This window comes from Kribbella sp. NPDC003557, from assembly GCF_040610805.1.
Taxonomy (GTDB): Bacteria; Actinomycetota; Actinomycetes; order Propionibacteriales; family Kribbellaceae; genus Kribbella.
Map to the genome: position 1 here is coordinate 480,132 of NZ_JBEXMY010000004.1, position 25,481 is coordinate 505,612.

The window sequence follows — 25,481 nt, forward strand, 5'->3', positions numbered from 1 at the left end:
CGTTCCTCCTTTCCCGCCTCTCTGGACGGGTCTTTAAAGGACGTTCGGACCGCTTGACATGGTATCGGATGTGACACGCCGTCTTGACGCTGGCCTCCGCCCCGGAATATTGTTACTCTGTGTAACCGAGGGGGGTTCACCTTACCGGGCCGTTCCGGCGGGCCGGACATGACGAACTAGTCGGAGGGAAGAACCAGCGTGCCTAGCGAATACGCGAAGACACTGGGTGGCAAGTTGCGCGCCATCCGCCAGCAGCAGGGACTGTCGCTGCATGGCGTGGAAGAGAAGTCCAAGGGTCGCTGGAAGGCGGTCGTCGTCGGCTCGTACGAGCGCGGCGATCGAGCCGTCACGGTCCAGAAGCTCGCGGAGCTCGCCGATTTCTACGGCGTGCCGATCCGTGAACTGCTTCCTGGGTCCGCCAGCGCGGCCGCCGCGGCTGCCGCTCCTCCCCGGTTGATCCTCGACCTGGAGGCCCTGCAACACCTCGACGCGAGCGAGGCCGGTCCGCTGACGCGGTACGCGGCCACGATCCAGGCTCAGCGCGGGGACTACAACGGCAAGGTGCTGTCGATCCGTCAGGACGACATGCGGACGCTGGCGGTCATCTACGACGAGTCGCCGACGACCCTCACCGAGCGCTTCATCTCCTGGGGTGTGCTGAACCCGGAGGCGAAGGGTGAGGTCGAGGAGTCGCCCGAGGCCGCCGGAGCCTGACGCCTGAACGAAGGCACCAGACGGTCGGGGCTTGTAGCAGCTGGCCCGCGGCCGCCCGCCTTCCTTCAGCTGACCGAACAGAGCAGCAACCGCGACAACCGCAGTAACCACGCGGCAGGTACACCTCACCGGCCGCAGAACGGGGACGCAACGGCGGCCCGGGACCGTACCGAGACGGTCACCGGGCCTGACAACTCCAGAGGGCTCGCCCCCCTCGCTTCCTCTTGCTCAGACGCCCAGTGTGGGCTTCAACTGCAGCAGTCTGGCCAGCAGTCCGTTGACGAACGTCGGGGACTCGTCGGTCGACAGGTCCCGCGCCAGCGCGACCGCCTCGCTCACCGCGACCACGTCCGGGACCTGGTCGTCGAACAGGAGCTCGTAGGCGCCGATCCGCAGGATGTTCCGGTCGACCGCCGGCATCCGGTCCAGCGTCCAGCCCACCGAATGGGTCTCGAGCAGCTCGTCGATCTGCTCGCTGTGTTTCGCGACCCCCTCGACCAGCGCCACGGTGAACTCGTTCACCGGCGGGTCGTTGTCGGCCACCCGGTCGGCCAGGGTGCCGCCGACCGGCAGCCCCCTGACCTCCGACTCGAACAGCACGTCGAGCGCGCGCTTGCGGGCCTTGCTCCGGGCAGACATCTTCTGTTGTCGCTTCCCTTGGTTAGTCAGCGATCAGGAGGTGACGCGGCCGAGGTAGTCCCCGGTCCGGGTGTCGACCTTGACCTTCTCGCCGGTGGTCAGGAAGAGCGGGACCTGGATGGTGTAGCCGGTCTCCAGCTTGGCCGGCTTGGTGCCACCGGTCGAGCGGTCGCCCTGCAGGCCGGGCTCGGTGTACTCGACCAGGAGCTCGACCGAGGCCGGGAGCTCGACGTACAGCGGGAGGTCGTCGTGCACCGCGACGATCGCGTCCTGGTTCTCCAGCAGGAAGTGGGAGGCGTCGCCGACCACGTCGGGCTGGATCTGGAGCTGGTCGTAGGTCGACTTGTCCATGAAGACGTAGGCCGAACCGTCGTTGTACAGGTAGGTCATGTCACGCTTGTCGACCGTGGCCACCTCGACCTTGACGTCGGCGTTGAAGGTCTTGTCCACCACCTTGCCGGACAGCACGTTCTTCAACTTGGTCCGGACGACGGCGCCGCCCTTGCCCGGCTTGTGATGCTGGAACCACACGACGGACCACAGCTGCCCGTCCAGGTCGAGCACCATGCCGTTCTTGAGGTCGTTCGTCGTTGCCACGCGGGTATGCCCTTCGAAGATCGATCAGCGGTAACACGTGATTGTAGCGGCCACGTGCCCATTCCTCCGATTCGCGCACCTCGGGGGCCTTAGGCTGGTCCCCAGTCCGTCGGACGCGATGTCAGGAGGCCGGGCGATGACGGGGTTCGTGATCTTCGTCGTGGTGATGATCGTGGTCGGCCTGATCAACAAGGCGCGGCAGCAGGCCACCCGCGGCAACGGTCAGCCGAACGCGCGGATGCAGGCGCTGATCGAGCGGATCCAGGCGCAGCAGGGCGGCAACCAGCCGGTGCAGTTCCAGGGCCAGTTCACCCAGGCCGCCGGACCGGGCGGGCCGCCTCCGGCGCCGAACGCCACGTTCCCGGTCCAGTCCGGGGACCCACAGGGCAGCCAGCAGGCGGCGGCCGCGTTGCAGCAGCTCATGCAGAGCGGCCGGCAAGCACCTCGCCCCGGCGAATGGGCGACGCCGGCCCAGCCGCAGTACCCGCTTCAGTACAACCCGACCCCGCACCAGGCAGGTCCGTACCAGCCGCCGGCGCACCGACCGCAGCAAAGCAACCTTCCGACGGCGAAGCAGGATCTGGACGCCAGGGTGCGCGAGTTGATGAGCGCGGGCAACGAGGTCGGCGCGATCCGGTTGCTGAGCGACGAGCGCGACCTGGGCATCCTCGAGGCGCAGAAGTACGCGCGCGAGCTGGTCGCCCCGCCGACGGCTCCGCGACAGGACGCCACCGCCCTCGACGAGCCTGGCGGCGCAGACGAGGACGAAGCGCGGTACGTCGGTTCGGCCGCCTTCGCGGAGTCGATCTTCAACCTGGACGACCGCGAGGAGAACGTCTGGGCCAGCGGCTGGGTCGACAAGCCCGACCCCGACGACCGCTCCGACATCGACGAGCTCTGGCAGACCGTCAGCAACCCGCCCGGCCGGCCCCGCCAGTCGTGACCCGTCAGCCCCGCTTGTCCCCGAGCGATTCCAGCAGCGCGCGGAGCAGGTCCGCCAGCTGATCGCGTTCGGCCGGCGACAGGCCCGCGAGCAGCTGGGACTCGGTGTCGATGTGCGTCGGCAGCACCTTGTCGATCAGCTCGAGCCCTTCGGGCGTCAGGCTGACCAGGACGCCACGGCGGTCGGTCTCACTCGGCGCACGCGTGACCAGGCCGCGGGCCTCCAGCCGGTCCAGCCGCTGGCTGATCGCCCCCGACGTGACCATCGACGAGTGCATCAGGCCGGCCGGCGTGAGGCTGTGCTCGGGGTTGCTGCGCCGCAGGGTGGCCAGGACGTCGAACGACGCGCGGTCCAGGTCGTGCTTGGCGAAGTTCCGCCGCAGTTCGGCGTCGAACAGCGCGCCGAGCCGGCTCATCCGCCCGATGATGCCCATCGGCGACGGATCCAGGTCGGGCCGCCGGGCACGCCACTGCTCGAGGACCAGGTCGACGTGATCTGCCATGGGCCCAGCCTAGCGCGAGATTGCTTAGCGATGAGCGACTTGAAAGTTACTTAGCACTGAGATACTTTATCTTAGTGCTAAGCAATCGACGTCTCCTCCTGCTCCTGACCACGGCGATCGCGCCGATGCTGTGGGGCACCACCTACGTGGTCACCACAGAGTTCCTGCCGCCGCATCGCCCGCTGCTGGCCGCGCTGCTGCGCGCACTACCGGCCGGCCTCCTGCTCGTCGCGATCACCCGGGTCCTGCCGCGCGGCGACTGGTGGTGGCGCTCGCTCGTGCTCGGCACACTCAACATCGGCGCCTTCAACGCCTTGCTGTTCGTCGGTGCGTACCGGCTGCCGGGCGGCGTGGCGGCGACGGTCGGCGCGATCCAGCCGCTGCTGGTCGCGCTGCTGTCCGCGGGCCTGCTCCGGCAGCGTCTCTCCTTGCGTACTGTCCTCACTGCCATCGCCGGCGTTTTCGGAGTCGCTCTGCTGGTGCTCCGCGCGACAGCGCGACTCGACACCTGGGGCGTGCTCGCGGCGGCCGGTGGTGCGATCGTGATGGCGTTCGGCGTCGTCCTCAGCAAGCGCTGGACGTCGCCCGCTCCCCTGCTGGCCACGACCGGATGGCAACTGGTCGCCGGTGGACTGGTGCTGCTGCCGGTGACGTTCCTGGTCGAGGGCGCCTTCCCTGCCTTCACACTGCGGAACCTCGCCGGCTATTCGTACCTGGCGCTGTTCGGCTCCGCGGTCGCGTACGCCCTGTGGTTCCGCGGACTCCGCGAACTCGTCCCGACCGAGGTCACGTTCCTCGGCCTGCTGAGCCCGGTCGTGGCCACCACCCTCGGCTGGCTGATCCTGGCCCAGCACCTCACAACACTGCAGGCCGTCGGCGGCTTCGTCGTCCTCGCAGCGCTCGTCACCGCGCAGCTGCGACCTGCAGCTCGACAGCCGGTGAGACCTCCTGTCGAGCTGCAGGTCCAATGCGTCAGATAAGGCCCTCGCGGAGCGCGTAGGCGACGGCGTGCGAGCGGTTCCTGAGTTGCAGGCGGCTGGTGACGTCGTGCAGGACGTTCTTGACAGTGCGCTCCGAGTACGACAGCTCGCGCGCGATCTCCTGCGTGTCCTTGCCGTCCGCAACGAGTCGCAGGACCTGCGTCTCCCGGTCGGACAGACCGGTGTGGGACAGGCCGCGCGGCGCCAGGACGTGCCGCTGCATGCGCGACACCTGGCCGAGCAGCCGGCCCAGCAGGTCCGGAGGCAGGCTGCCGTCACCCGCGGCGGCGGCCTGCACCAGGTGCACGATCCGGTCGGCGGTCGCCTCGGTACGCCGCAGCACACCGGAGACGCCCAGCTCGACCGCGGTCATCAGTGCCTCGTCGTCGATCGAGCTGCCGATCAGCACGGTCCGGCGGCAGCCCCGCTGCGTCGCGGCCCGCAGTACCTGTACGGCGCCGGCGTCCAGCGCGTCGACGGCGACCAGAGCGACCACTGGCGGGGCGGTGCGGCCGCCGGCCGCCTGCGCGGGCAGCAGCGCCGACAGGTCGGCGTCGCCGACCAGATGGACCTCCGGGCGCTGCCGGAGCGTGTGCACCAGCCCGAACTGCGACAGCGGGTCGAGCGCCTTCACCCAGACCGGGATCCGCTGCGCCCCATGCACCTCCCCGCCACTGTCCCCACGATGGTCCCCGACAGGTTGCCCAAGATGTTGCCTCGTCACACGAACCCCCAAGTCGTCGTTGTCCTCCCGATCGTGCGGCCGGACCGTCGGCCCGTCCCGTTCGGCGGTCCGAAAGCTGCCCACAACCATTTGATGCCCGAAAGGGCAGTTTGGTTATGAAGCGAGCGTGGTGAGGGCGCGGAGGGCGAGGCGGTAGGAGTCGAGGCCGAAGCCGGCGATGGTGCCGGTGGCGACGCCGGCGACGACGCTGGTGTGGCGGAAGTCCTCGCGGGTGGCGGGGTTGGTGAGGTGGATCTCGATCAACGGGGCGGTGCGCTGGGCGATCGCGTCCCGCAGCGAGTACGAGTAGTGGGTGAACGCGGCCGGGTTGAGGACGACCGGCGTCCGGCCGTCGGCCGCCTCGTGCAGCCAGCCGACCAGTTCGGCCTCGTCGTCGGTCTGCCGCACCTCGACCTCGAGCCCGAGCTCGGCGCCGGTCTTCTCGCACACCCCGACCAGCTCGGCGAAGGTCGTCGTACCGTACTTCTCCGGCTCCCGCGACCCCAGCCGCCCGAGGTTCGGCCCGTTCAGCACCAGCACACGCCTGCTCACATCTGTCACAGCACTCACCCTAGCGGCAGCCCGTCGAAGGCCGTTTCGGCTTCGGTCACCGCGTCCAGGTAGCGGTCGTCGGCGGGCTGACCGGCGTCGACGACGGCCCAGTTGCGGCGGGACAGGACCCGCTGGACCGACACCACCTGCGCGGCCAGGAGTTCGCCGGCGAGATCGCCTCCGAGCGCGGCCGCGAGCGCGCGCTCGTCGTCGTCCATGAACTGGTGGAGCCGGGTCGCCAACGCGGGCGTGGTGAAGACGAGCCGGTAGTACGCGAGGACCTGCGGATGGTCGTTCAGGCCGGTGATCGGGTCGCGGGCGACGAGCCCGGCGAGGAAGTGCTCGCGCAGCGCCCGGACCGGTGGGACCGCGGCCGCCGCGACGACGCGGGCGGACTCGTGCCGGTGGTCGGCGATCCGGTGCAACACGAGGTCCTGCTTGGTCGGGAAGTACTTGAACAGCGTCGGCTTGGAGACGTTGGCGGCCTCGGCGATGTCGGTCACCGACACCTCGTCGAAGCCGCGCGCCAGGAACAGCGCGATCGCGGCCTCGGACAGGGCGTCGTGCGTCTGCTGCTTCTTCCGCTCGCGAAGTCCGGTCACACACGCATGTTAACCTAGGCAAAAGATTGACCGAGTTAATCTTTTGTGGAGGGCGGATGCGGGACATCACCGAAGAGCGTGCGTACGCCGGGCGGTGCCGGGAGGCGCTGCGCCGGATGGTCGCCGGCGCGCGCGAGAACGTGGCGGTCGGCGAGCACACCTGGGGCGACCGGTACACGGCCGAGCGGCTCGGCTTCTACCTCAAGACACTCGCCCGGGACATCGGCGAGGAGGGCGACAACCCGCCGTTCTTCGGCGAGCACAGCCGCCAGACCTACTACCTCGGGCGCCGGCACATCGCGGACGCGATCGGCCGGCCGCCGATGGTGATCGACTGGCGCGCGCCGGTCTCGGCGGCGTTCTACCAGGCGTCGGCCGTCGAGCCGCGCGGCATCGACACCCGCCGCCGCTTCGGCTGGTCGGCCGGCGCGCTCACCAGCTTCGAGGACGAACACCTCCGGTCAGGGACGCCGTCCACAGGCCGGCTCGTCCGGCGGGAGATCGAACGCGCCCGGGTCGGTCCGATGCGGGACATCGTCGCCACGATCCAGCCCGAGCAGGACGCGCTGGTCCGGACCGGCCTCGACGTCTCGGTCTGCGTCCAGGGCGCGCCGGGCACCGGCAAGACCGCGGTCGGCCTGCACCGTGCCGCCTATCTCCTGTACGCGCACCGCTCACGGCTCGAACGCACCGGCGTCCTCGTCCTCGGGCCGAACCGGGCGTTCCTGCACTACATCTCCGCCGTGCTCCCGACACTCGGCGAGGTGAACGTCGAGCAGACCACGATCGAGCTACTGCTGGACCGCGAGGTCCGCGCGACCGACGATCCGGCGGCGGCCGCGGTCAAGCACGACGCCCGGATGGCCGACGTCCTGCGGAAGGCGGTGTACGACCGGATCGTCCGGCCCGAGCAGGCGGTCGTGGTGAACGACGAGTCGTACAAGTGGCGGGTCAACCAGCACGAGTTCGCCGAGATGGTGGCCGAGGCCGAGGCGACGACGTACCTGAGCGGGCGCGAGCGCGTCGTCGCCCGGCTCGTCGCGGCGCTGCAACGGCAGGCCGAGGCGCGCGGGCAGAACTGCAACGGCGCCTGGCTGCGGCGGATGGCCCGCGCCGTGACGCCGTCCGTCGACGCGGTGTGGCCGCAACTGAAGGCCGACGAGGTGCTGGCCGAGTACCTGAGCGATCCCGGCCGGGTGGGCATCCTGACACCGGACGAGCAGCGCGCGATCGCCTGGCCGCGGCCGCGCAAGGCGAAGAGCGCCCGCTGGACGGCGGCGGACGCCGTACTGCTCGACGAGGTGGGTGCGTTGCTCGAGCGCCCGCCGACGTACGGGCATGTGATCGTGGACGAGGCGCAGGACCTCTCCCCCATGCAGTGCCGGGCGATCGCGCGGCGCAGCGAGCACAGCTCGATCACCGTGCTCGGCGATCTGGCGCAGGGAACGTCGGCGTGGGCCGCGACCGACTGGGAGACGCAGCTCGCTCAGCTCGGGAAGCCGGCCGCGGAGATCGTTGCACTGAGCACCGGTTACCGCGTCCCGGCGACCGTGGTCGAGCTGGCGAACCGCTTGCTGGCCGCGCTCGACGTCGACGTTCCGCCGACCACGTCGTACCGCTCCGACGGTGAGCTCACCGTCACCCGGGTCGACGACCTTGAGGCCGCGGCCGTCGAGACCGTACGGCGCGCGCTCGGCACCGAGGGCTCGGTCGGCGTCATCGCGGCCGATCACCAGCTCCCCGCGCTCGGCGACGCGCTGAAGGCCGCCGGGATCGAGACCGCCGCGGCGGACGGCGACGGCCGCGTGACCGTCGTACCGGCGAGCCTGGCCAAGGGGCTCGAGTACGACCACGTGATCGCCCTCGAACCGGCCGAGATCGTCGCCGCCGAGCCGCGCGGCCTGAACCGGCTGTACGTCGTTCTCACCCGGGCCGTGTCCCGGCTGGACATCCTGCACAGCCGGGACCTCCCGCCCGAGCTCTAGGCCCAGGGGGCGCCGGGGCCGCCCATGCGCTGTGCGTACGGCGTGCCGTGGCCGAGCTCACCGCGGCGGACCGGCTTGTCGGTGAACGCGGACGCGTAGATCGCCGCGGCGAGTTCGAGCGTGTTCCGCGCCTCGGCGAGCGTCACCGGCGTCGGCTCGCCCGCGGCCTTGGCGTCGAGGATCGCGGCGAGCTGCGCGGTGTGACCACTCGCAACGTCGGGCAGGTCGGCCGACCAGGCGGCCGCGACGTCGTCGTGGCCCGGCGCCGGCGTGATCGTCCAGTCAGGGTTCTTGTACCCGTAGAGGTGCTCCAGCTCGACGGTCGCGTTCTCGCAGTCGAAGCGGAGCTGCGACGTCTGCCGGGCGGACACCAGCGAGTTGACGACCGACGCGACCGCGCCGTTCTCGAACGTCACGAGCGCCATCGACACGTCCTCGGTCTGCGTCGGACGGGCCTGCCGGGCGGCGAGCGCGGCCACCTTCTCCCACGGGCCGAGGACGGACAGCAGCAGGTCGTACTGGTGGATCCCGTGCCCCATCGTCGGGCCGCCGCCCTCGACGTCGAACGTGCCCCGCCACGGCGCCGCGAAGTACTCGTCGTCGCGGTACCAGACGGTGTTGCACAGGGCAACCAACGGGCGGCCGAGGACGCCGTCGGCGAGCAGCTCGCGCAGCCGCACCGCGCCGGATCCGAAGCGGTGCTGGAACACGCACGCCACCTGCGCCGCGGACTTCTCCTCCGCGGCCAGCAGCGCGTCGAACTCGTCGAGCGACAGCGTCGGCGGCTTCTCCAGATACACGTCGACATCCGCGGCGAGGCATTCGGCCGCCAGCGGGACGTGCGAGTTCGGCGGCGTGCACAGGTGGACGAGATCGACCTGCCCGGCCGCGAGCAGCTCGGTCAGGCTCGGGTACGTCGCCGGGATGTTCCACCGGTCGGCGAACTCCTTCGCCCGGTCCAGGTCGACGTCGACGGCGGCCACCAGCTCGGCCCGGTCCGGCAGCGCGGCGACGGCCCGGGCGTGCGAGCCCGCGATCCCACCGGTCCCGACGATCGCGATCCGGTGCTTGCGGTCAGTCATATGGAAAGCCCTTTCCGAGGCGTTTCCAGAACCCTAACTGATCTCGCCGTAGGCCGCGACCAACAGGCTCGGGTCGGGAGCCTCCAGGATGGTGGGCTTCGCCAGCGCGTCCAGGACGACGAACCGCAGCCGGTCGGCCCGGGTCTTCTTGTCGAGCTTCATCGCGTCCTGCAGGTGCGGCCAGGCGTCCGCGCGGTAGCTGGTCGGCAGGCCGAGCGACTCCAGCACGGCGCGGTGCCGGTCGGCGGTCGCGTCGTCGAGCCGGCCGGCCGCGCGGGCGAGCTCGGCGACGAACACCATGCCGATGCTGATCGCGGCGCCGTGGCGCCACTTGTACCGCTCGACGCGCTCGATCGCGTGGCCGAGCGTGTGCCCGTAGTTCAGCGCCTCGCGCCCGATCCTGCCGCCGGCCGTCGTGGTCCGCTCCCGCAGGTCCGCGCCGACGGTGTCGGCCTTGACCTGGATCGACCGGGCGATCAGCTCCTCGGTCGCGCCGTACGACGGGCTGGTGGCGGCGGCCGGGTCCTTCTCGACCAGGTCGAGGATCACCGGGTCGGCGATGAAGCCGCACTTCACGACCTCGGCGAGCCCGCTGACGTAGTCGTTGACCGGCAGCGTCTCCAGCGCGGCCAGGTCGCACAGCACACCGGCCGGCTCCCAGAACGCGCCCACCAGGTTCTTGCCCTCGGCGGTGTTGATCCCGGTCTTGCCGCCGACGGCCGCGTCGACCATGCCGAGCAGGGTGGTCGGGATGTGCACGACCTTCACGCCGCGCAGCCAGGTGGCCGCGACGAACCCGGCGAGGTCGGTCGTCGTGCCCCCGCCGACGCTGACGATCGCGTCCGAGCGGGTGAAGCCGGCCTGCCCGAGGACCGACCAGCAGTAGGCCAGCACCTCGGCGGTCTTGGCCTCCTCGGCGTCCGGGATCTCGATCGCGTGCGCGGTGAAGCCGGACCCGGTCAGGTCGTCACGGATCGCGTCGCCGGTCTCGCGCAGCGCGCGGGGATGGACGACGGCCACCCGTTGCACGCCCTCGCCCAGCAGCCCCGGCAGCTCGCCCAGCAAGTTGTTGCCGATGACAACGTCGTAGGGAGCCGCCGCGGCGACCCGGATCCGTGTCGGCCCGGCCGCGCCGTCGGTCATGCGAGGTGCTCCAGGATCTCGTCCGCGATCTGCTCGGGGGGCTTGCCGTCGGTCATCACGGTCAGCTTGGCGACCTCGGCGTACAGCGGACGCCGGGCCTCCATCAGGTTGCGGAGCTGGGTGCGAACGTTGCCGAGCAGCAACGGCCGGGCGACGCTCAGGCCGACACGCTTGGTCGCCTCGGCCAGGCTGACGTCGAGGAAGATCACGGCGTGGCCGGCCAGGTTCGCGCGGGTGTCGGCGTCGAGGATCGCGCCGCCGCCGAGCGACAGCACCTCACCGTCGGCCTGCAGCGCCGTGACGATCGCGGCCCGCTCGAGCGCGCGGAAGTGCGGTTCGCCCTCGTCGACGAAGATCTCCGAGATCGGCTTGCCGGCGGCGGCCTCGATGTCGGCGTCGGTGTCGCGGTGCCGGACGTTCAACCGCCCGGCCAGCAGCGCCGCGATCGTGGACTTGCCCGATCCGGGCGGGCCGACCAGGACGACGACCGGGCTCACTCCCACTCCCGCGGGGTGATCGTGGCCGGCAGGTTCGCCAGGTAGGACTGGTGGTTGCGCGCGGTCTCCGCGACCGAGTCGCCGCCGAATTTCTCCAGCGACACCTCGGCCAGCACCAGCGCGACCATCGCCTCGGCGACGATACCGGCCGCGGGCACGGCGCAGACGTCCGAGCGCTGGTGGTGCGCCGCGGCGGCCTCGCCGGTGGCGGTGTCGATCGTGCGCAGCGCCCGCGGAACGGTCGCGATCGGCTTCATCGCGGCCCGCACCCGGAGCGTCTCGCCGGTGCTCATCCCGCCCTCGGTGCCGCCCGATCGCCCGCTGGTCCGCCGGACCGTGCCGTCCTCGGCGACGATCTCGTCGTGCGCCTGGGAGCCCGGCGTCCGGGCCAGCTCGAAGCCGTCGCCGAGCTCGACGCCCTTGATCGCCTGGATGCCCATCAACGCGCCGGCCAGCTTGGAGTCGAGGCGGCGGTCCCAATGCACGTAGCTGCCGAGGCCCGGCGGGAGACCGTCGACGACGACCTCGACGACGCCGCCGAGGGTGTCGCCGGCCTTCTGCGCGGCGTCGATCTCGGCCACCATCTGCTTGCTCGCGTCCGGGTCGAGGCAGCGCACCGGGTCGGTGTCCAGCTTCGCGACGTCGCCAGCCGCCGGGATCACGCCGTACGGCGCCTTCACGGTGCCGAGCTCGACGACGTGGCTGACGATCGTCACGCCGTACGCCTGGCGCAGGAAGCGGGCCGCGACCTCGCCGAGCGCGACCCGGGCCGCGGTCTCGCGGGCGCTGGCCCGCTCGAGCACCGGGCGGGCCTCGTCGAAGCCGTACTTCTGCATGCCGGCCAGGTCGGCGTGGCCGGGCCGCGGCCGGGTCAGCGGCGCGTTCCGGGCCAGGCCGTCGAGCGTCTCGGCGTCGACCGGGTCGGCGCTCATCACCTGCTGCCACTTGGGCCACTCGGTGTTCCCGACCTGGATCGCGACCGGGCTGCCGAGGGTCAGCCCGTGCCGGAACCCGCCGACGAACGTCACCTCGTCCCGCTCGAACTTCATCCGGGCGCCGCGGCCGTAGCCCAGGCGACGACGGGCCAGGGCGTCGGCCACGTCATCCGTGGTGACCTGAACGCCTGCGGGAAGACCTTCGAGTACGGCGACGAGCGCTTGTCCGTGCGACTCGCCGGCGGTGAGCCAGCGCAGCATGGGCCCGATTCTTTCACGCCTGTCCCAGCTCCCAGACAGCGGTCTCAGAGTGGGCACCGGCTCAGTCGCAGGCCTGGTTCTCCTGGGTCGGGCCGGTGCGGACCGCGAGGACGGCGTTGAAGGTCTTGGCGATCGGGGAGTCGGCGCAGCTGGTACTGGCAGTGGCTGCCTGACCGCCGGCGATCGCGGCGCCCGTGAGGGCGGCCGTGGCGAGGGCCGCCGCGGCCAGGCGCCCGGCGGTACGACGGAATGCGGGGGTCATCGTGCGCTCCTTGAACGATCGGTTTCTGTTACCAACGACCGTAGAAGCCGCGAGCGCCACGCGAACTGGCTCCAGATCCCGTCTTGGGGGTAGCGCTGGCACCACCCCTTATAGGGTCCTCGCATGACACGGCAGGTGGAGGAGACGTGGCGGGCGCGGGTGCGGGGGTGCCTGCTGGGCGGGGCGATCGGGGATGCGCTGGGCGGGCCGGTCGAGTTCGAGGATGGTCGGTCGATCGTCGCGAAGCACCCGGATCGTGTGCGGGCCTTCGTCGATGGCGGGCCGGGCTGGCCGCCGGGGACGATCACCGACGACACCCAGATGACGCTGTTCACGATGGAAGGCCTGATCCGGGCGAGCGTGCGGACCGACCGCGGGCTCGGCTTCACCGTGGCGGTCGTCCAGCACGCGTACGACCGGTGGCTCGACACCCAGAACCTCCCGGGTCCGACCGGCGAGCCCGACGGCTGGCTGCTGGGCGAGCAGTGGCTGTACGCGCGCCGCGCGCCGGGCAACACCTGCCTGACCGCGTTGACCGAGGCCCGCAAGGGAGAGCCGCGCATCCCGCAGTACGGCGACCAGGCCGTCAACGACTCGAAGGGCTGCGGCGGCGTGATGCGGGTCGCGCCGTTCGGGCTGCTGCCGGACTACTTCCCGGCAGACTGGGTGTTCGACTCGGCCGCGACCGCCGCCGGGTACACGCACGGTCACCCGACCGGCAAGCTCGCGTCCGGCGCGCTGGCCGCGATCATCCGTGAGCTGTGTGCCGGCGCGAGCCTCGACGACGCGATCACCCACGCCACCAGCCTCCTCGTCCAGCACGAGGACCACGAGGAGACCAGTACGGCGCTCGCGCTCGCCAGGCACCTCGCGGCGACGGCACCGGCCGGACCGGTCACGGTCGAGCGCCTCGGCGGCGGCTGGGTCGCCGAGGAGGCGCTCGCGATCGCCGTCTTCGCTGCCTTGTCCTACCCCGAGCCCGAGCAGTTCCTCGACGCCCTCGCGCTGGCGGTCACGCACTCCGGCGACAGCGACTCCACCGGCGCGATCTGCGGGAACATCCTCGGCGCCCTCCACGGCGAGACGGCTCTCCCCGCGGAGCTCGTCTTCACCGTCGAGGGGCGCCCGGTCATGCTCCAGCTCGCGGACGACTTCGCGCTGGAGTTCAGCCAGGGGAAGCGGCTGCACGGCGACTACGGCCCGCACACCTCGTGGACCACCCGCTACCCCGGCTGGTGACTACTTCGGCTCGATCGAGAGCTTGTGGCGGAACACGTTGCGTGGATCCCATTTCGCCTTGATCTGCTGCAGCCGCGGGTAGTTGCCCAGGTAGTACAGGTCGTGCCACGGCACGCCGGAGGTGTTGTACGCCGGGTCGGCCAGATCCACGTCCGGGTAGTTGATGTACGACCCGGCGTTGATCGCGTCCGGCGCCGGGACACCGCCCGTACCGCGGTAGATCCCGGCATACACCTTCCGCGCCCACGCGATGTGCTTGTCGTCGTCGGCCGCGGAGTCCCACGCCGCGCTGAGCACCATCTTCGCGACGACGTCCCGCTGCGCGGCGGCGGTCGCGCCGGACGGAACGGTGTTCACCTTGCCGCCGTACGGGATCAGCAGCACCGAGGACTCCGGCCCGGTGTACGTCGTGTCGGTCAGCCCGCGGTGCATCGCGAGGATCTGCTCGTCGGTGTACCCCTTCTTCAGGTAGCCGGCCTTGTACTTCCCGCGGCCCGGCGACGGCGTCTCGGCGATCGACCGCTCCATCGTGGTGTGCAGGAACGCTCCCTCACCGACGTCGATCACCTGCGGCTTCGGGTCCACGCCGGCGACCATCGCCGCGTTGAACGCGTTCATCAGCCCCGCCGAGTCGGGCGCGGCCGCGTCGATCTGCCTGGACAGCAGGAACTGGCCCGCCGACGAGTGGGTGAGGATGAACGGCGCGTAGAGCGTGGCGTACGGCGAGTCGGCGGTGTTGTGCTGCTCGAAGAACGTGAACCAGTTCCGCACCGTCCGCAGGAACCCGGCCTGGGTCATCGTCTTCCAGTCGTAGATCAAGAGGCTGGACCGCAACGCGGCCGGTGCCTTGGGCAACGAGTCGGCGGGTGACCGGCCGGACGCGCCGGCGGTGCGCATCAGGTAGCGCGTGACGACGCCGAAGTTCCCGCCGCCGCCACCGGTATGCGCCCACCACAGGTCGCGGTAGGCGTTGTCACGGGTCGCGACGACCGATCGCGCCCGGCCCCGGGCGTCGACGACGACGATCTCCACGCCGTACAGGTGGTCGACGACCGAGCCGTACTTCCTGGACAGCGGCCCGTAGCCACCGCCGGCGAAGTGACCGCCGACGCCCACGCTCAGGCACCCGCCGCCGGGCACCGTGACACCCCAGCCGTAGAACAGGTCCTTGTAGACGGTTTCGAGCGTCGCGCCCGCCCCGATGGAGAACGCGCGGTGCTGCGGGTCCCAGGTCACCGCGTCGTACGTCGACATGTCGAGCAGCACCTCGGTGTCGCTGCTGTCGACGAAGTCCTCGAAGCAGTGCCCGCCGCCGCGCACCGCGATCCGCTTGCCGCTCCGGACCGCCTCCTGCACGGCCGCGACGGCGTCCTCGGTCGACCTGATCACCCGCGCGTAGTCGGGTTTCGCGACGAAGCGGCGGTTCTGGCCGCGCAGCACGAGGTCCTGGTACCGGGCGTCGTCCGGACCGATCGTGTCGCCCACGACGACCGGCGCCGCCGACGCCGTACCGGGGATGGCGAGTGCGGCACCCGCGACGGCCGTTCCGGCCAGAAGACCACGACGACTGACTGGCATTTGATTCCCTCCCGAGTTCGAATGCTTCGACCCTAGGAAGGCGGGACATGTCCGCACATCAACCATCTGGTGGAGTCCGCTACTCCGCTATCCGGCGTACAACCGCTCCAGCGGGGCGCCCAGCAGGACGCCGGCCAGCGCCCCGGCGAGCATGAACGGCCCGAACGGGACCATCTGTTTGCGGGTCATCACCCGGGTCGCGATCAGCACGATCCCGACGATCGAGCCGAGGAAGAACCCGCCGTACAACCCGGACGCGAACTCGCCCCAGCCGAGCCAGCCGAGCGCGAGCCCGAGCAGCCCCGACAACCGCACGTCGCCGAACCCGACGCCGCGCGGGAACGCGAACCACAACACGTAGAACACCGCGAACCCGATCGCCCCCGCGATCGCTGCCCGGCGCAACGACCCCCACTCCCCCGTCGCCGCCGCGGCGGCCACCAGCCCGGCCGCGACCACGGCGTACGTCGGCCAGATGATCACCGACGGCAGGAACCGCGTGCGCGCGTCGATGTACCCGAGGATCGCGCCGGCCACCGCCAGCACGAGCCACGTCGGCAGCACCGCGTCGAGGCCGAGGAACCAGCCGAGCAGACCACCGGCCACCGCGGCGAGCCCGCCGCACCACAGCGTCGCCCGGCGGCCGGCCAGCGACGCGTACCGGACCTTCGTCTCGCCCTCGTCCAGCTCCGGCTCGGGAATGCGGCGCATCAGCCAGGGACCGAGCAGGGCCGCCGCGGGACCGCAGACGACCACGCCGATCCCGGCAGCGAGCAACGCGTTGTCAGCCGGCACGATCGACGACCCTAGACGATCTACCGGCCGGCGCGCGCGGCCGCCCGCCGGGCCAGCACCCGCGCGAGCACGACGGCGCCGACGCCGAGCAGCAGCACGAACCCGAGGAGCACGCCGACCGTGCTCCAGAATCCTTCGTTCCGGGTGACGTAGGTGATCCGCTGGTACTCGTCGTCGTTCGCGGCCCGGGCGAAGGTGAAGTCGTCGGTGATGTTGCCCGGCTCGCGGTAGGTCGCCGTGTACGCGGTCAGGAAGTCGGCCGGTTTCGGCAGCGCCTCCAGGACGACCCGGCCGGCGAAGAGCAGCTCAGGCGTGACCGCGGCGTCCGGCACCTTGGTGGCGTCCACCCGGTGCTCCGCCGCGACGTACACCGTCACCGTCTGCCACGTCGTCGCGCCCTTGCTCAGCCGCATCGGGTACACGATCCGGTCCGACGCGAACGTCAGCCGCAGCGGCGGCGTCTCGCCGGACAGGCGCTCGCCGTCCCGCTTCGGCGCAAGCTTCACCGCGACGATCTCCCACTTCTCGGTCAGGTACGGCGTGAGGTTCGCGGCCAGCGTCGCCGGTACGACGTACCCGTTCGTCCGCAGCCAGTCCGTGACCGCCGTCCCGCTCGATCCGGTGAGCCGCGTGACGGCGAACGGGCCGAGCCGCATCTGCGCCTCGACGTTCACCCCGGCCCCCGGCGCGGGCGCCCCGGCCGAGTCGCCGCGGCCGCTGCCCATGATCCCGAGATCACGGAACGGCCAGTACGTCGTCCTCACCACCCGCTTCGGCTTAGTCGCCTGCGCGAGCTTGTCGAACAGGTAGTTGTCCTCGCCGAGGTCCACCTTCGCGGCCGCCGGGACCGGCATGATCCAGGCCGCCTTCTTCGACGCGCCGCGCACCGCCATCGAGAGCGTGATCTGCTCGGTGCCGCCGGAGTACTGCACGAGCGCGTTCTCGCCGTACGCCCGGGCCGCCGACTGCGCGTCCGGCAGGTAGCCGCCGCAGGCGCACGCCCACGCCGGAGTCACCCCGGCCGCGACGAATCCGACGGCCAGCACACCCGCGATCACCCGCTGAAGCTTCACGGGCCGAACACTAGCTAGCCGAGGGTGTAAGCCGTGTGGAAGAAGTTCGCCGGGTCGTACCTCTGCTTCGCGGCGTCGAGCTTGGCCGCGCTCGCGCCGTAGTACGAGCTGACCGCCCGGCCGGTCTCGACATAGTTCACGTAGGCGCCGGCGGAGAACGCGCGGACGGCCCGGTGACCGTTCGCGATGAAGGTCTGGGCGCCCTTGGTCTGCGCCGAGGAGTACCACTGGATCACGGCCAGCGCGCTGCGCCACGGCCAGGACGACCCGCCGGCCGGGGTCTTCGCGGCTTGCCCGCCGAGCGGGTCGAGGATCGCCGACGCCGGTGTCGCGGCCCGCGCGGCGGCCTTCACCGCACCGAGGAGCGCGGTGATCGTCGCGGCGTCCATCGGGCCCTTGAGCACGTCGGAACCGGCGAGGAACCCCTGGCGCGGACTCGTCGTACCGCCGCCGAGGTACTTGACCGCGTCCAGATGCGACTTGACCGAGAGCGTCCGCGCGGACGCCTTCGCGCCGACGAAGGACTCCAGCTGCGCGGCCGCCGCGGTCGCGTCGCCGGTCGTGGAGACGCCGAGTACCCGGATCGACAGCGTTCCGTTGCTCTTGGCATCGATGTGCAGGTTGCCCCAGACCGTGGTCGGGGCGCTCTGGGCGAACTTCTGCCAGCCGCGGACGACGGCCGCGGCCTGCGACTCCGGCCAGGTCAGCCGGAAGAACCCGAGCTTCGTCGCCGGGATCGTGGCGAACTGGAACGAGGTGACCACCCCCAGGTTGCCCCCGCCACTGCCGCGCAGCGCGGCGAACAGCTCGGGCTCGGAGGAAGCACTGACGGTGTGCGCCTTGCCGTCCGCGGTGACCACGCCCATCGCCACGACCCGGTCGCAGGTCAGGCCGTAGGTCCGGGTGTGGACGCCCATCCCGCCGCCGAGGGTCAGGCCGGCCACGCCGACGGTAGGACAGGTGCCGGTCGGCAGCGAACGGCCGTAGCGGTCGAGGAACGCGTGCACGTCGTACAGGCGTGCGCCGGCGCCGACGGTGAGGACATTGTTCGAGTAGCTCATCGTCTTGAGGCCGCCGACGTCGAGCTGCAGACCGTTGGCGATCGTCGACGCGCCGACGTACGAGTGACCGCCGCTCTTCGCGACGAGGACGAGCTTGTTGGTACGGGCGAAGTCGATGGCCTTCTGGACGTCGGCCGGCACCGCCGCCTTCACCACGGCGGCCGGGCGGACGCTGTCCCAGCGCGGGTTGAAGAGCTGGTGCGCGGCGGCGTACCCCGAGGTGGAGGGCAGGTACAGGCGGCCCTTCAACGAGCCGGCGAGGGTGTTCCAGTTCGGCCCGGCCCCGGTTTGCGTCGGTGCCGACGTACTCGGGGTGCCGCTCGCCGTGCTGCTGGGCGTCGCCGACGCGGTCCCGCTCGGCGGAGCGGTCGTCGAGCTGGGTGCGGTGCTCGGGGTCTGCGAGGGGCTCGCCGTACCGCCGGTGTCCTTCGAGTCGCCGCAGCCCGCGACGGTCACGAGCGCTCCACCGACCCAAACGGCACCGCCGGCCTTCAGAACGGTACGACGGTCAAGCAGGCTCACGATCCCCCAGCTCCTCACGCGCGGCAGCCCTCATGGCCGCCAGAGGAGCCGGCGACCTACCCGTCATCATCTCGACCTGGAGGGTCGCCTGATGCACGAGCAGATCAAGTCCGTTCAACAACTCCGTACCGACGCGGTGCGCCGCGATCGCGAGCTTGGTCGGCCACGGGTGGTAGGCCACGTCGAACACCACCGGCGCGACACCGGCGAAGTGCTCGGCCCACGGGTCGACCGCACCGCCGGGCAGCGTCGACACGCACAGGTCGAAGCCGCCGATCTGCTCGACCTGCGAGAAGTCCGCGACCGCCGTCCGGAGCCCGAGCTCCGCGGCCAGGTCGCGCAGCCGCTCCGCCTTCGAGACGTCCCGGACGACGACGGTCACCTCGCTGACCCGCAGGCCGCGCAGCGCGGCGAGGGTCGACGCGGCGGTCGCTCCCCCGCCCAGCACGACGGCGGACTCGGCCGCCGTGATGCCCCGCTCGCCGAACGCGTTCGCCAGGCCCGGCACGTCGGTGTTGTGGACGGACCGGGACCCGTCCGGCTCGAACACCATCGTGTTCGCGGCACCGATCAGCTCCGCGACCGGGTCGACCGTGTCGGCCAGGTCGAGCGCGACGCGTTTCAGCGGCATCGTCAGCGACAGCCCCCGGACGTCCGGGCCGAGAGCCGCCACGAACCCGGCGAGCTCGGCCTCGGCGACCTCGTAGGCGTCGTACTGCCAGTCCAGGCCGAGGGCGGCGTATGCGGCCCGGTGCATCGCCGGTGACAACGAGTGCGCGATCGGCGAACCGAGCACGGCACAACGGGTCATCAGCACCGGCCCTTGTGCGCCTGGCACCAGGTCTGGAACTTCTTCACGTTCACCTCGTGCTCCTCGGCCGTGTTGGCGAACGCGGTCTCACCGGTGTCGAGGTTGACCAGCGTGAAGTACAGCCAGGAGCCCTGGGCCGGGTTGATCGCGGCCCGCAGCTCGTCCCGGGTCGGCGAGTTGATCGGCGTCGGCGGGAGGCCCTTGTACATATAGGTGTTGTACGGCGAGTCCGTCCGGCGCTGCTCGGGTGTGGTGTAGACGCCGCCGTCCTTGCCGACGACGTAATGCACCGTCGAGTCCATCTGCAGCTTCATCCCGGCCGCCAGCCGGTTGTAGATCACCCGGGCGACCTTGGCGTAGTCCTGCGACTTGTTCGTCTCCGCGCCGATGATGCTGGCCACGATGACCGCCTGGTACGGGTCGAGCTTCTTCCGCGACGCCGTGTTCACCAGGTCCAGCGAGGCCGCGTTCTTCGCGTACTCCGCCGTCATCAGCTTGAGCATCGTGGTCGCGGTCGCGTTCTTCGGCACGTCGTACGTCCCCGGGGACAGGAAGCCCTCGACGTTGTTGTGCGCATACGCCGGGAGACCGAGCGTGGCCGGCTTGGCGATCGCGCCCGCGGCGGCACCGGCCGGCAGCTTCAGCTTCGAGCCCTGCAGGATCAGTGCGACCTCGGCCTTGGTCTTGCCGGGCGGGACGCTGATCCGGGCCACCCGGACCGACTCGGCGGTGTTCAGCATCAGGTCGAGGGCGGCCTTGGCCGACATGTGCTTGCGCAGCGTGTAGGTGGCCGCCTGGATCTGCAGCGAGCGCGGGTCGTCGCGGGCCACCCGCTCGAAGGCGCGGGCGCTCTTCACGACTTCCTTCTTCTCCAGGGTGTCCGCGATCGACGCGGTCGCCTGGCCCTTGGTGATCTCGACGACCACCGTGCCGGTGCCGGCGCCCTCGTAGTCGGGCGCGGAGAACAGGCCCTCGAGCTTGTCCTTGCCCTTGCCGAAGCCGACCACCGCGCCGGCCACCAGGGCACCGACGACGAGCAGCGAGATCAGGCCGGCGAAGCAGCCGAACGCCCGGCGGCCGCGGGCCCGGCGCCGGTTGGCGCGGCGCTCCACCCGCGACTCGGCGCGCAGCCCGAGCCCGCTGCCGAGGTCCTCACCCTCATTGGTCTGCTCGTCCAACGACGGTCCGTTCACAGGGGCCTCCCGGGTGGGTTGCCGGTCTCGCGCTCGAGATCGAGCGCGTGCTGGAGAATCACGACCGCCGCGGCCTGGTCGACCACCGCGCGTCGCTTCGCGCCTTTCTTTCCCCGTTCCCGCAACATCCGCTCGGCGGTGACCGTGGTGAACCGCTCGTCCACCAGCCGCACCGTCGTTCCCGTGTCCTTCTCGTGCACCTTGTCCCGCACCTGCTCCGCCGTCTCCCGGATCTTCACCGCGGCCGGCCCCTCGCCCCCGGACAGGGAGCGCGGCAGCCCGACCACGATCTCGAACGCCTCCAGTTCGGCGGCGAGTGCCGCGATCCTATCCAGATCCCCGGGGCCACGGCGGACGGTCTCCACAGGCGTGGCCAGGATCCCGTGCGGATCGCTGCTGGCGACGCCGATCCGGGCGTCCCCGATGTCCAGCGCGATCCGCACGCCACGTCTCATCTGCTCACGTCTCTCAGCCGGTCACCTGGTGACCGATGGCGTGCTCGACGGCGCTCAGCGCGGCGTCGGCACCGGCGGCGTCGGTGCCACCACCCTGTGCGACGTCGTCCTTGCCGCCGCCCCGGCCGCCGAGCTTCTCGGCCGCGACCCGGACCAGGTCACCGGCCTTCAGCCGCCACTCGCGGGCGGTGTCGTTGAGCGCGACCACCACACCGGGCTTGCCGTCGTTCACACTCAGTACGGCGACCACGACCGGCTTGTCGTTGCCCATCCGGCCGCGGACGTCCAGCGCCAGCTTGCGCAGGTCGCCGCCGTTCACGCCGTCGGGCGCGCGGTGGCCGACGTACTGGACGCCGAAGACGTCCTTCGGCTCCTTCGCCAGCTCGGCCGCGGCCTCCAGGACCCGCGCGGCACGGACCCGCTCGAGCTCCTTCTCGGCCACCCGCAGCCGCTCGGCCAGGTCGGCGACCTTGGCGGGCAGCTCCTCCGGGCGGGCCTTCAGGTTCTCGCTCAGCAGCCGGACCAGCGCCCGCTCGCGGCCGAGGTAGTGCAGCGCCTCCATGCCGACGAACGCCTCGATCCGCCGGACCCCGGCGCCGACCGAGGACTCGCCGGTGACGGTCAGCGCGCCGACCTGCGACGAGTGCTTCACGTGCGTGCCACCGCAGAGCTCACGCGACCACGGCCCGCCGATCTCGACCACGCGGACCTGCTCGTCGTAGGTCTCGCCGAACAGCGCCAGCGCGCCCCACTCCCGGGCCTCCGGCAGCGACATGTACTGCGCCGACACCGGGAGGTCCTGCCGGACGGCGAGGTTCGCGACCTCCTCGATCTCCGAGCGGGTCGCCGCGTCCAGCGCCGACGACCAGGCGAAGTCGAGCCGCAGGTAGCCGGGCTTGTTGTACGAACCGCTCTGCAACGCGTTCGGGCCGAGCACCTGGCGCAGCGCGGCGTGCACGACGTGCGTCCCGGAGTGCGCCTGGCAGGCCGAGACCCGCCACTCGTGGTCGACCGCCGCGTGCACGTCCTCACCCGGACGCAGGACGCCCTCGAGGACCTCGACCTTGTGCACGATCAGGCCCTTGACCGGCCGCTGCACGTCGAGCACCTTCAGCTTCAGGCCGTCACCGGTGATCAGGCCCTCGTCGGCGATCTGGCCGCCGGACTCGGCGTAGAACGGGGTCTTCTCCAGCACGACCTCGACGGTCTCGCCCTGCTCGGCGAACGGCGCGACCGCGCCCTCGCGGAGCAGGCCCCGGACCTGCGAGTCCGACGCCAGCTCCTGGTACCCGGTGAACTCGGTGACGCCCTTCTCCCGCAGCTCCCGGTAGCCCGAGGTGTCCGCGTGACCGGCCTTCTTGGCGCGCGCGTCGGCCTTGGCCCGCTCGCGCTGCTCCTTCATCAGCGAGCGGAAGCCCTCGGTGTCGACGTTCAGGCCCTGCTCGGCCGCCATCTCGACGGTCAGGTCGATCGGGAAGCCGTAGGTGTCGTGCAGCTGGAACGCCTTCGCGCCCTCGAGCTGGTGCGCACCACTCGCCTTGGTGTCGCGCACCGCCACGTCGAAGATCGTCGTACCGGCCGTGAGGGTCCGGCGGAACGCCTCCTCCTCGGCGTACGCGACCTGGCTGATCCGGCCGAAGTCGGTGACCAGCTCCGGGTACGACTTCTTCATCTGCTCCAGGCTCACCGGGAGCAGCTCGACCAGGCTCGGGTCCTCGTAGCCGAGCAGGCGCATCGAGCGGATCGCCCGGCGCAGCAGGCGGCGCAGCACGTACCCGCCCTGCTCGTTGCCCGGCGTCACGCCGTCGCCGATCAGCATCAGCGCGCTGCGGACGTGGTCGGCGACGACCCGGAACCGGACGTCGTCCGCGTGCTCGGCGCCGTACTTGCGGCCGGTGAGCTCGGTCGCCTTCTCGATCACCGGGTAGATCTCGTCGATCTCGTACATGTTGTCGACGCCCTGCAGCAGGTACGCCACCCGCTCCAGGCCGAGACCGGTGTCGATGTTCTTCTTCGGCAGCTCGCCGAGGATCGGGTAGCCGTCCTTGCCGCCGCCCTCACCGCGGATGTTCTGCATGAAGACCAGGTTCCAGAACTCCAGGTAGCGGTCGCCCGCCTCCCAGTCCCGGTCCGCGCCGAACTCCGGGCCGCGGTCGATCAGGATCTCCGAGCACGGGCCGCACGGGCCGGGGATGCCCATCGACCAGAAGTTGTCCTTCATGCCGAGCCGGACGATCCGGTCGTCGGGCAGGCCGGCCACCCGCTTCCAGATGTCGATCGCCTCGTCGTCCTCGTAGTACACCGAGGCGTACAGGACGGACTCGTCGAAGCCGTAGCCGCCCTCGTTCTGGGGCTTGGTGACCAGCTCCCAGGCGTACTCGATGGCCTTCTCCTTGAAGTAGTCGCCGAAGGAGAAGTTGCCGTTCATCTGGAAGAACGTGCCGTGCCGGGTGGTCTTGCCGACCTCGTCGATGTCCAGCGTCCGCACGCACTTCTGCACGCTGGTCGCCCGCGGGTACGGCGGGGTCTGCTGGCCGACGAAGTACGGGACGAACTGGGCCATGCCGGCGACGTTGAACAGCAGGTTCGGGTCCGGCGACGGCAGCGGCGCGCTCGGCACCACGGTGTGGCCGCGGTCCTCGAAGTACTGCAGGAACCGCCGCCTGATCTCACTGGTTTCCATGGGTGTTACCGGTAGTCCTCACGATCGTTGGTGTTCTCGATGCCCAGCGCGTCGCGCAGCTCGGTCTCCCGCTCGGCCATGCCCTCGCGGACCTGGTCGCCGAAGTGCCGGACCGCGGCGGCCAGCTTGGCCGCGGACTCCTGGACACTGTCCGGAGCGAGGATCTGGGCCCGCTTCTTCAGCCGGGTGACGGCGTACACGCCGACGGCGATCCCGATGATCAGCCAGAAGATCCGTTTCACCGCTTCCGCGCCTTCCGCTCGGCCTTCATCTCGTCCTTGACGCGCTTGGCGACGTCCTTGCGCTGCTGCTCACCGAGCGCCCGGCGCACGCCGTACGTGAACGCGGCCGCCTTCACCAGCGGGCCGCCGGCGGTGGCCGAGAACAGCGACATCAGCGCGGCCGCGTTGGTCGTCACGGTGGTCGCGTTGTCGGTGATCGTGTCCACCTTCGCCAGCTGGGCGTTGGTGGTCGCCACCGTGGTGGTCACCTCGCCGAGCAGCGGGACACTGGAGTCGGAGACGCCCTTCACCATGATCCGGGTCTCGTCGAACACCTTGCCGAGCTTCAGGATCGGATAGGCCAGCAGGCCCACCAGGATGAGCAGCGCGCAGGCGGCTATCAGCCCCGCGACTTCACCGACGCTCATGGAAACGATCCACCTTCCGTAGCGACCTCATGCGACCTGACGCGAACTCTCCGCGACTCCGCGCGACTCTCCGCATCATTGTGGACCGCCCGACCTTATCGCGCGGCCCTGTCACGCTCCGCTCCAGGACACCATCCCTCACATCACAGTCCCCCACCAAACCCCCTCGTCGGTGTCGGCCGAAGATCTGGCGAAACTGTGGGGAGAAGTCAGGAACTGCCGCGTTCGCAGGCGATGCCGTCGCCGTTGCGGTCGAGGGCTTCGGTGTAGCCGGGGTCGCCGCGGTAGAGCGGTGCCTTGCCGGCGGCGCGGACCTCGGCGCAGTTGTTGTAGACCACGGCCGGTGTGGTGGTCGGTGTGGTGGTCGGTGTCGTGCTGGGTGTGGTCGGCGGGGTGGTGGCCGGGCTGCTGGTGCTCGGCGTCGCGCTCGGGCTGGTGCTCGGGCTGGCCGGAGCGGTGCTCGGCGGGGTGGTGCCCGGGGTAGTCGTGCTCGGGGTCGTCGTACCGGGGCTGCTTGTCGACGGTGTGCCCGTGGTGGGGCCTGTCGTCGTCGGAGTCGTCGGGTTGCCCGTCGCGCCGGTGGTCGGGGCGGTGGTCGACGGGTCGCTCGGGGTGCCGGACGACGTTGTGCCGTTGCTCAGGCTGCCCGGCGCGGCTGCTGTCCACGGTGTGGCCGGGGTCCAGGTCGTGCTCCACGGCGTACCGGCTTGCAGGGGCTTGCCGACCGGCATGGACGGCCGGGCGCTCGACCGCGACGTACCTTCCGACCGGCCGAGCTGCGGGCTCGAGGATTCGGCGGAAGCCGGCGGCTGCGACTCGGCGGTGTTGCGCGATCCGGTCGGGACGAAGAACCACGCGGCGGCCACCGCGGCCACGACGGCCGCGGCAACGCCGAGCTTCAGGAGGGGTAGGCGCCGGCGACTGTGCCGCGCTCCGAACTTCCGTGCATGTCGACCTAGGCGGAACTGCCTCACGAGAAAACCCTTCACCCCCAGGCCATGCAG

At 70.9% G+C, this 25,481-nt stretch carries 27 protein-coding genes; 5 read left to right on the top strand and 22 right to left on the bottom strand.

Translation table 11 applies throughout. The features are described 5' to 3' along the window. The first annotated feature begins 198 nt into the window (after positions 1 to 198). Positions 199 to 714 carry a transcriptional regulator gene (locus ABZW60_RS18765; RefSeq protein WP_355478378.1) on the top strand — a complete coding sequence of 172 codons (516 nt, stop codon included), beginning with the start codon at positions 199 to 201 and terminating at the stop codon, positions 712 to 714. Positions 715 to 942: 228 nt separating this feature from the next. Here ABZW60_RS18765 and nusB read toward each other — a convergent pair whose 3' ends face one another. Both nusB and efp read right to left on the bottom strand, forming a co-directional pair. After that, positions 943 to 1,353, bottom strand: coding sequence for a transcription antitermination factor NusB (nusB, locus tag ABZW60_RS18770; RefSeq protein ID WP_355478380.1), 411 nt, complete (start codon positions 1,351 to 1,353; stop codon positions 943 to 945). A 33-nt stretch (positions 1,354 to 1,386) separates the two neighbouring features. Further along, positions 1,387 to 1,920, bottom strand: coding sequence for an elongation factor P (efp, locus tag ABZW60_RS18775; protein WP_355479054.1), 534 nt, complete (start codon positions 1,918 to 1,920; stop codon positions 1,387 to 1,389). Between the two features lie 166 nt (positions 1,921 to 2,086). On the opposite strand from efp, the gene ABZW60_RS18780 reads away from it, so the two are divergent. Further along, positions 2,087 to 2,893 carry a hypothetical protein gene (locus ABZW60_RS18780; protein WP_355478382.1) on the top strand — a complete coding sequence of 269 codons (807 nt, stop codon included), beginning with the start codon at positions 2,087 to 2,089 and terminating at the stop codon, positions 2,891 to 2,893. Positions 2,894 to 2,897: 4 nt separating this feature from the next. Here ABZW60_RS18780 and ABZW60_RS18785 read toward each other — a convergent pair whose 3' ends face one another. Continuing rightward, positions 2,898 to 3,395 carry a MarR family transcriptional regulator gene (locus ABZW60_RS18785; protein ID WP_355478383.1) on the bottom strand — a complete coding sequence of 166 codons (498 nt, stop codon included), beginning with the start codon at positions 3,393 to 3,395 and terminating at the stop codon, positions 2,898 to 2,900. Positions 3,396 to 3,469: 74 nt separating this feature from the next. Between ABZW60_RS18785 and ABZW60_RS18790 the strand changes: the two genes are divergently transcribed. Beyond that, positions 3,470 to 4,375, top strand: coding sequence for an EamA family transporter (locus tag ABZW60_RS18790; RefSeq protein ID WP_355478385.1), 906 nt, complete (start codon positions 3,470 to 3,472; stop codon positions 4,373 to 4,375). Here the strand turns inward: ABZW60_RS18790 and ABZW60_RS18795 are convergent. From ABZW60_RS18795 to ABZW60_RS18805, 3 genes are all read right to left on the bottom strand, one after another. Beyond that, positions 4,368 to 5,039: a response regulator transcription factor gene (locus ABZW60_RS18795; RefSeq protein ID WP_355478387.1), complete on the bottom strand. Its 672-nt coding sequence runs from the start codon at positions 5,037 to 5,039 to the stop codon at positions 4,368 to 4,370. The two genes, ABZW60_RS18790 and ABZW60_RS18795, sit on opposite strands and share 8 nt — an antisense overlap. Before the next feature lie 174 nt (positions 5,040 to 5,213). Then, positions 5,214 to 5,651: a type II 3-dehydroquinate dehydratase gene (aroQ, locus tag ABZW60_RS18800; RefSeq protein ID WP_355479055.1), complete on the bottom strand. Its 438-nt coding sequence runs from the start codon at positions 5,649 to 5,651 to the stop codon at positions 5,214 to 5,216. A 14-nt stretch (positions 5,652 to 5,665) separates the two neighbouring features. Next, on the bottom strand, positions 5,666 to 6,253 hold the full coding sequence (locus ABZW60_RS18805) for a TetR family transcriptional regulator (RefSeq protein ID WP_355478389.1): 588 nt from the start codon (positions 6,251 to 6,253) through the stop codon (positions 5,666 to 5,668). Between the two features lie 56 nt (positions 6,254 to 6,309). Here ABZW60_RS18805 and ABZW60_RS18810 point away from each other — a divergent pair, with 56 nt between their 5' ends. Further along, positions 6,310 to 8,238, top strand: a complete 1,929-nt coding sequence (locus ABZW60_RS18810) for an AAA family ATPase (RefSeq protein WP_355478391.1) — start codon at positions 6,310 to 6,312, stop codon at positions 8,236 to 8,238. On the opposite strand, the gene ABZW60_RS18815 is transcribed toward ABZW60_RS18810, so the two are convergent. From ABZW60_RS18815 to ABZW60_RS18835, 5 genes are all read right to left on the bottom strand, one after another. Next, positions 8,235 to 9,320, bottom strand: coding sequence for a Gfo/Idh/MocA family oxidoreductase (locus tag ABZW60_RS18815; protein ID WP_355478393.1), 1,086 nt, complete (start codon positions 9,318 to 9,320; stop codon positions 8,235 to 8,237). The genes ABZW60_RS18810 and ABZW60_RS18815 overlap by 4 nt on opposite strands. A gap of 33 nt (positions 9,321 to 9,353) precedes the next feature. After that, positions 9,354 to 10,463 (bottom strand): 3-dehydroquinate synthase, encoded by a 1,110-nt coding sequence (aroB, locus tag ABZW60_RS18820; RefSeq protein ID WP_355478395.1) that lies wholly within the window; start codon positions 10,461 to 10,463, stop codon positions 9,354 to 9,356. Further along, positions 10,460 to 10,960: a shikimate kinase gene (locus ABZW60_RS18825; protein ID WP_355478397.1), complete on the bottom strand. Its 501-nt coding sequence runs from the start codon at positions 10,958 to 10,960 to the stop codon at positions 10,460 to 10,462. The genes aroB and ABZW60_RS18825 overlap by 4 nt, the downstream gene beginning before the upstream one ends. Continuing rightward, positions 10,957 to 12,156 carry a chorismate synthase gene (gene aroC, locus ABZW60_RS18830; protein WP_355478399.1) on the bottom strand — a complete coding sequence of 400 codons (1,200 nt, stop codon included), beginning with the start codon at positions 12,154 to 12,156 and terminating at the stop codon, positions 10,957 to 10,959. The genes ABZW60_RS18825 and aroC overlap by 4 nt, the downstream gene beginning before the upstream one ends. A 61-nt stretch (positions 12,157 to 12,217) precedes the next feature. Next, positions 12,218 to 12,418: a hypothetical protein gene (locus tag ABZW60_RS18835; RefSeq protein WP_355478401.1), complete on the bottom strand. Its 201-nt coding sequence runs from the start codon at positions 12,416 to 12,418 to the stop codon at positions 12,218 to 12,220. A 123-nt stretch (positions 12,419 to 12,541) separates the two neighbouring features. Here ABZW60_RS18835 and ABZW60_RS18840 point away from each other — a divergent pair, with 123 nt between their 5' ends. Then, positions 12,542 to 13,657 carry an ADP-ribosylglycohydrolase family protein gene (locus ABZW60_RS18840; RefSeq protein ID WP_355478403.1) on the top strand — a complete coding sequence of 372 codons (1,116 nt, stop codon included), beginning with the start codon at positions 12,542 to 12,544 and terminating at the stop codon, positions 13,655 to 13,657. Here the strand turns inward: ABZW60_RS18840 and ABZW60_RS18845 are convergent, their stop codons facing one another. The 11 genes from ABZW60_RS18845 to ABZW60_RS18895 all read right to left on the bottom strand — a co-directional run bounded on the left by ABZW60_RS18845 (position 13,658) and on the right by ABZW60_RS18895 (position 25,451). Then, positions 13,658 to 15,235, bottom strand: a complete 1,578-nt coding sequence (locus ABZW60_RS18845) for an FAD-binding protein (protein WP_355478405.1) — start codon at positions 15,233 to 15,235, stop codon at positions 13,658 to 13,660. A gap of 87 nt (positions 15,236 to 15,322) precedes the next feature. Continuing rightward, positions 15,323 to 16,030: an A24 family peptidase gene (locus tag ABZW60_RS18850; RefSeq protein WP_355478407.1), complete on the bottom strand. Its 708-nt coding sequence runs from the start codon at positions 16,028 to 16,030 to the stop codon at positions 15,323 to 15,325. 20 nt (positions 16,031 to 16,050) lie between these two features. Beyond that, on the bottom strand, positions 16,051 to 17,103 hold the full coding sequence (locus ABZW60_RS18855) for a DUF2330 domain-containing protein (RefSeq protein ID WP_355478409.1): 1,053 nt from the start codon (positions 17,101 to 17,103) through the stop codon (positions 16,051 to 16,053). 14 nt (positions 17,104 to 17,117) lie between these two features. Continuing rightward, positions 17,118 to 18,686 carry an FAD-binding protein gene (locus ABZW60_RS18860; RefSeq protein ID WP_355478410.1) on the bottom strand — a complete coding sequence of 523 codons (1,569 nt, stop codon included), beginning with the start codon at positions 18,684 to 18,686 and terminating at the stop codon, positions 17,118 to 17,120. Beyond that, the gene (locus ABZW60_RS18865) at positions 18,673 to 19,497 is read right to left on the bottom strand and encodes a shikimate dehydrogenase (protein WP_355478412.1); all 825 of its coding nucleotides are present in this window, start codon (positions 19,495 to 19,497) and stop codon (positions 18,673 to 18,675) included. Before ABZW60_RS18865 ends, ABZW60_RS18860 begins: the two co-directional genes overlap by 14 nt. Further along, a complete protein-coding gene (mltG, locus tag ABZW60_RS18870) occupies positions 19,497 to 20,690 on the bottom strand; it encodes an endolytic transglycosylase MltG (protein WP_355478414.1) in 1,194 nt (397 codons plus the stop codon). Before mltG ends, ABZW60_RS18865 begins: the two co-directional genes overlap by 1 nt. Next, entirely contained in the window at positions 20,687 to 21,145 is a 459-nt protein-coding gene (ruvX, locus tag ABZW60_RS18875; protein ID WP_355478416.1) for a Holliday junction resolvase RuvX, read from the bottom strand. Before ruvX ends, mltG begins: the two co-directional genes overlap by 4 nt. A 13-nt stretch (positions 21,146 to 21,158) precedes the next feature. Further along, complete coding sequence (alaS, locus tag ABZW60_RS18880; RefSeq protein ID WP_355478417.1) at positions 21,159 to 23,828, bottom strand: alanine--tRNA ligase; 2,670 nt, start codon at positions 23,826 to 23,828, stop codon at positions 21,159 to 21,161. Between the two features lie 5 nt (positions 23,829 to 23,833). After that, entirely contained in the window at positions 23,834 to 24,070 is a 237-nt protein-coding gene (locus ABZW60_RS18885; RefSeq protein WP_355478419.1) for a DUF6167 family protein, read from the bottom strand. After that, positions 24,067 to 24,477, bottom strand: a complete 411-nt coding sequence (locus tag ABZW60_RS18890; RefSeq protein ID WP_167209706.1) for a DUF948 domain-containing protein — start codon at positions 24,475 to 24,477, stop codon at positions 24,067 to 24,069. Before ABZW60_RS18890 ends, ABZW60_RS18885 begins: the two co-directional genes overlap by 4 nt. 209 nt (positions 24,478 to 24,686) lie before the next feature. After that, positions 24,687 to 25,451: an excalibur calcium-binding domain-containing protein gene (locus tag ABZW60_RS18895; RefSeq protein WP_355478421.1), complete on the bottom strand. Its 765-nt coding sequence runs from the start codon at positions 25,449 to 25,451 to the stop codon at positions 24,687 to 24,689. Positions 25,452 to 25,481 lie beyond the last annotated feature (30 nt).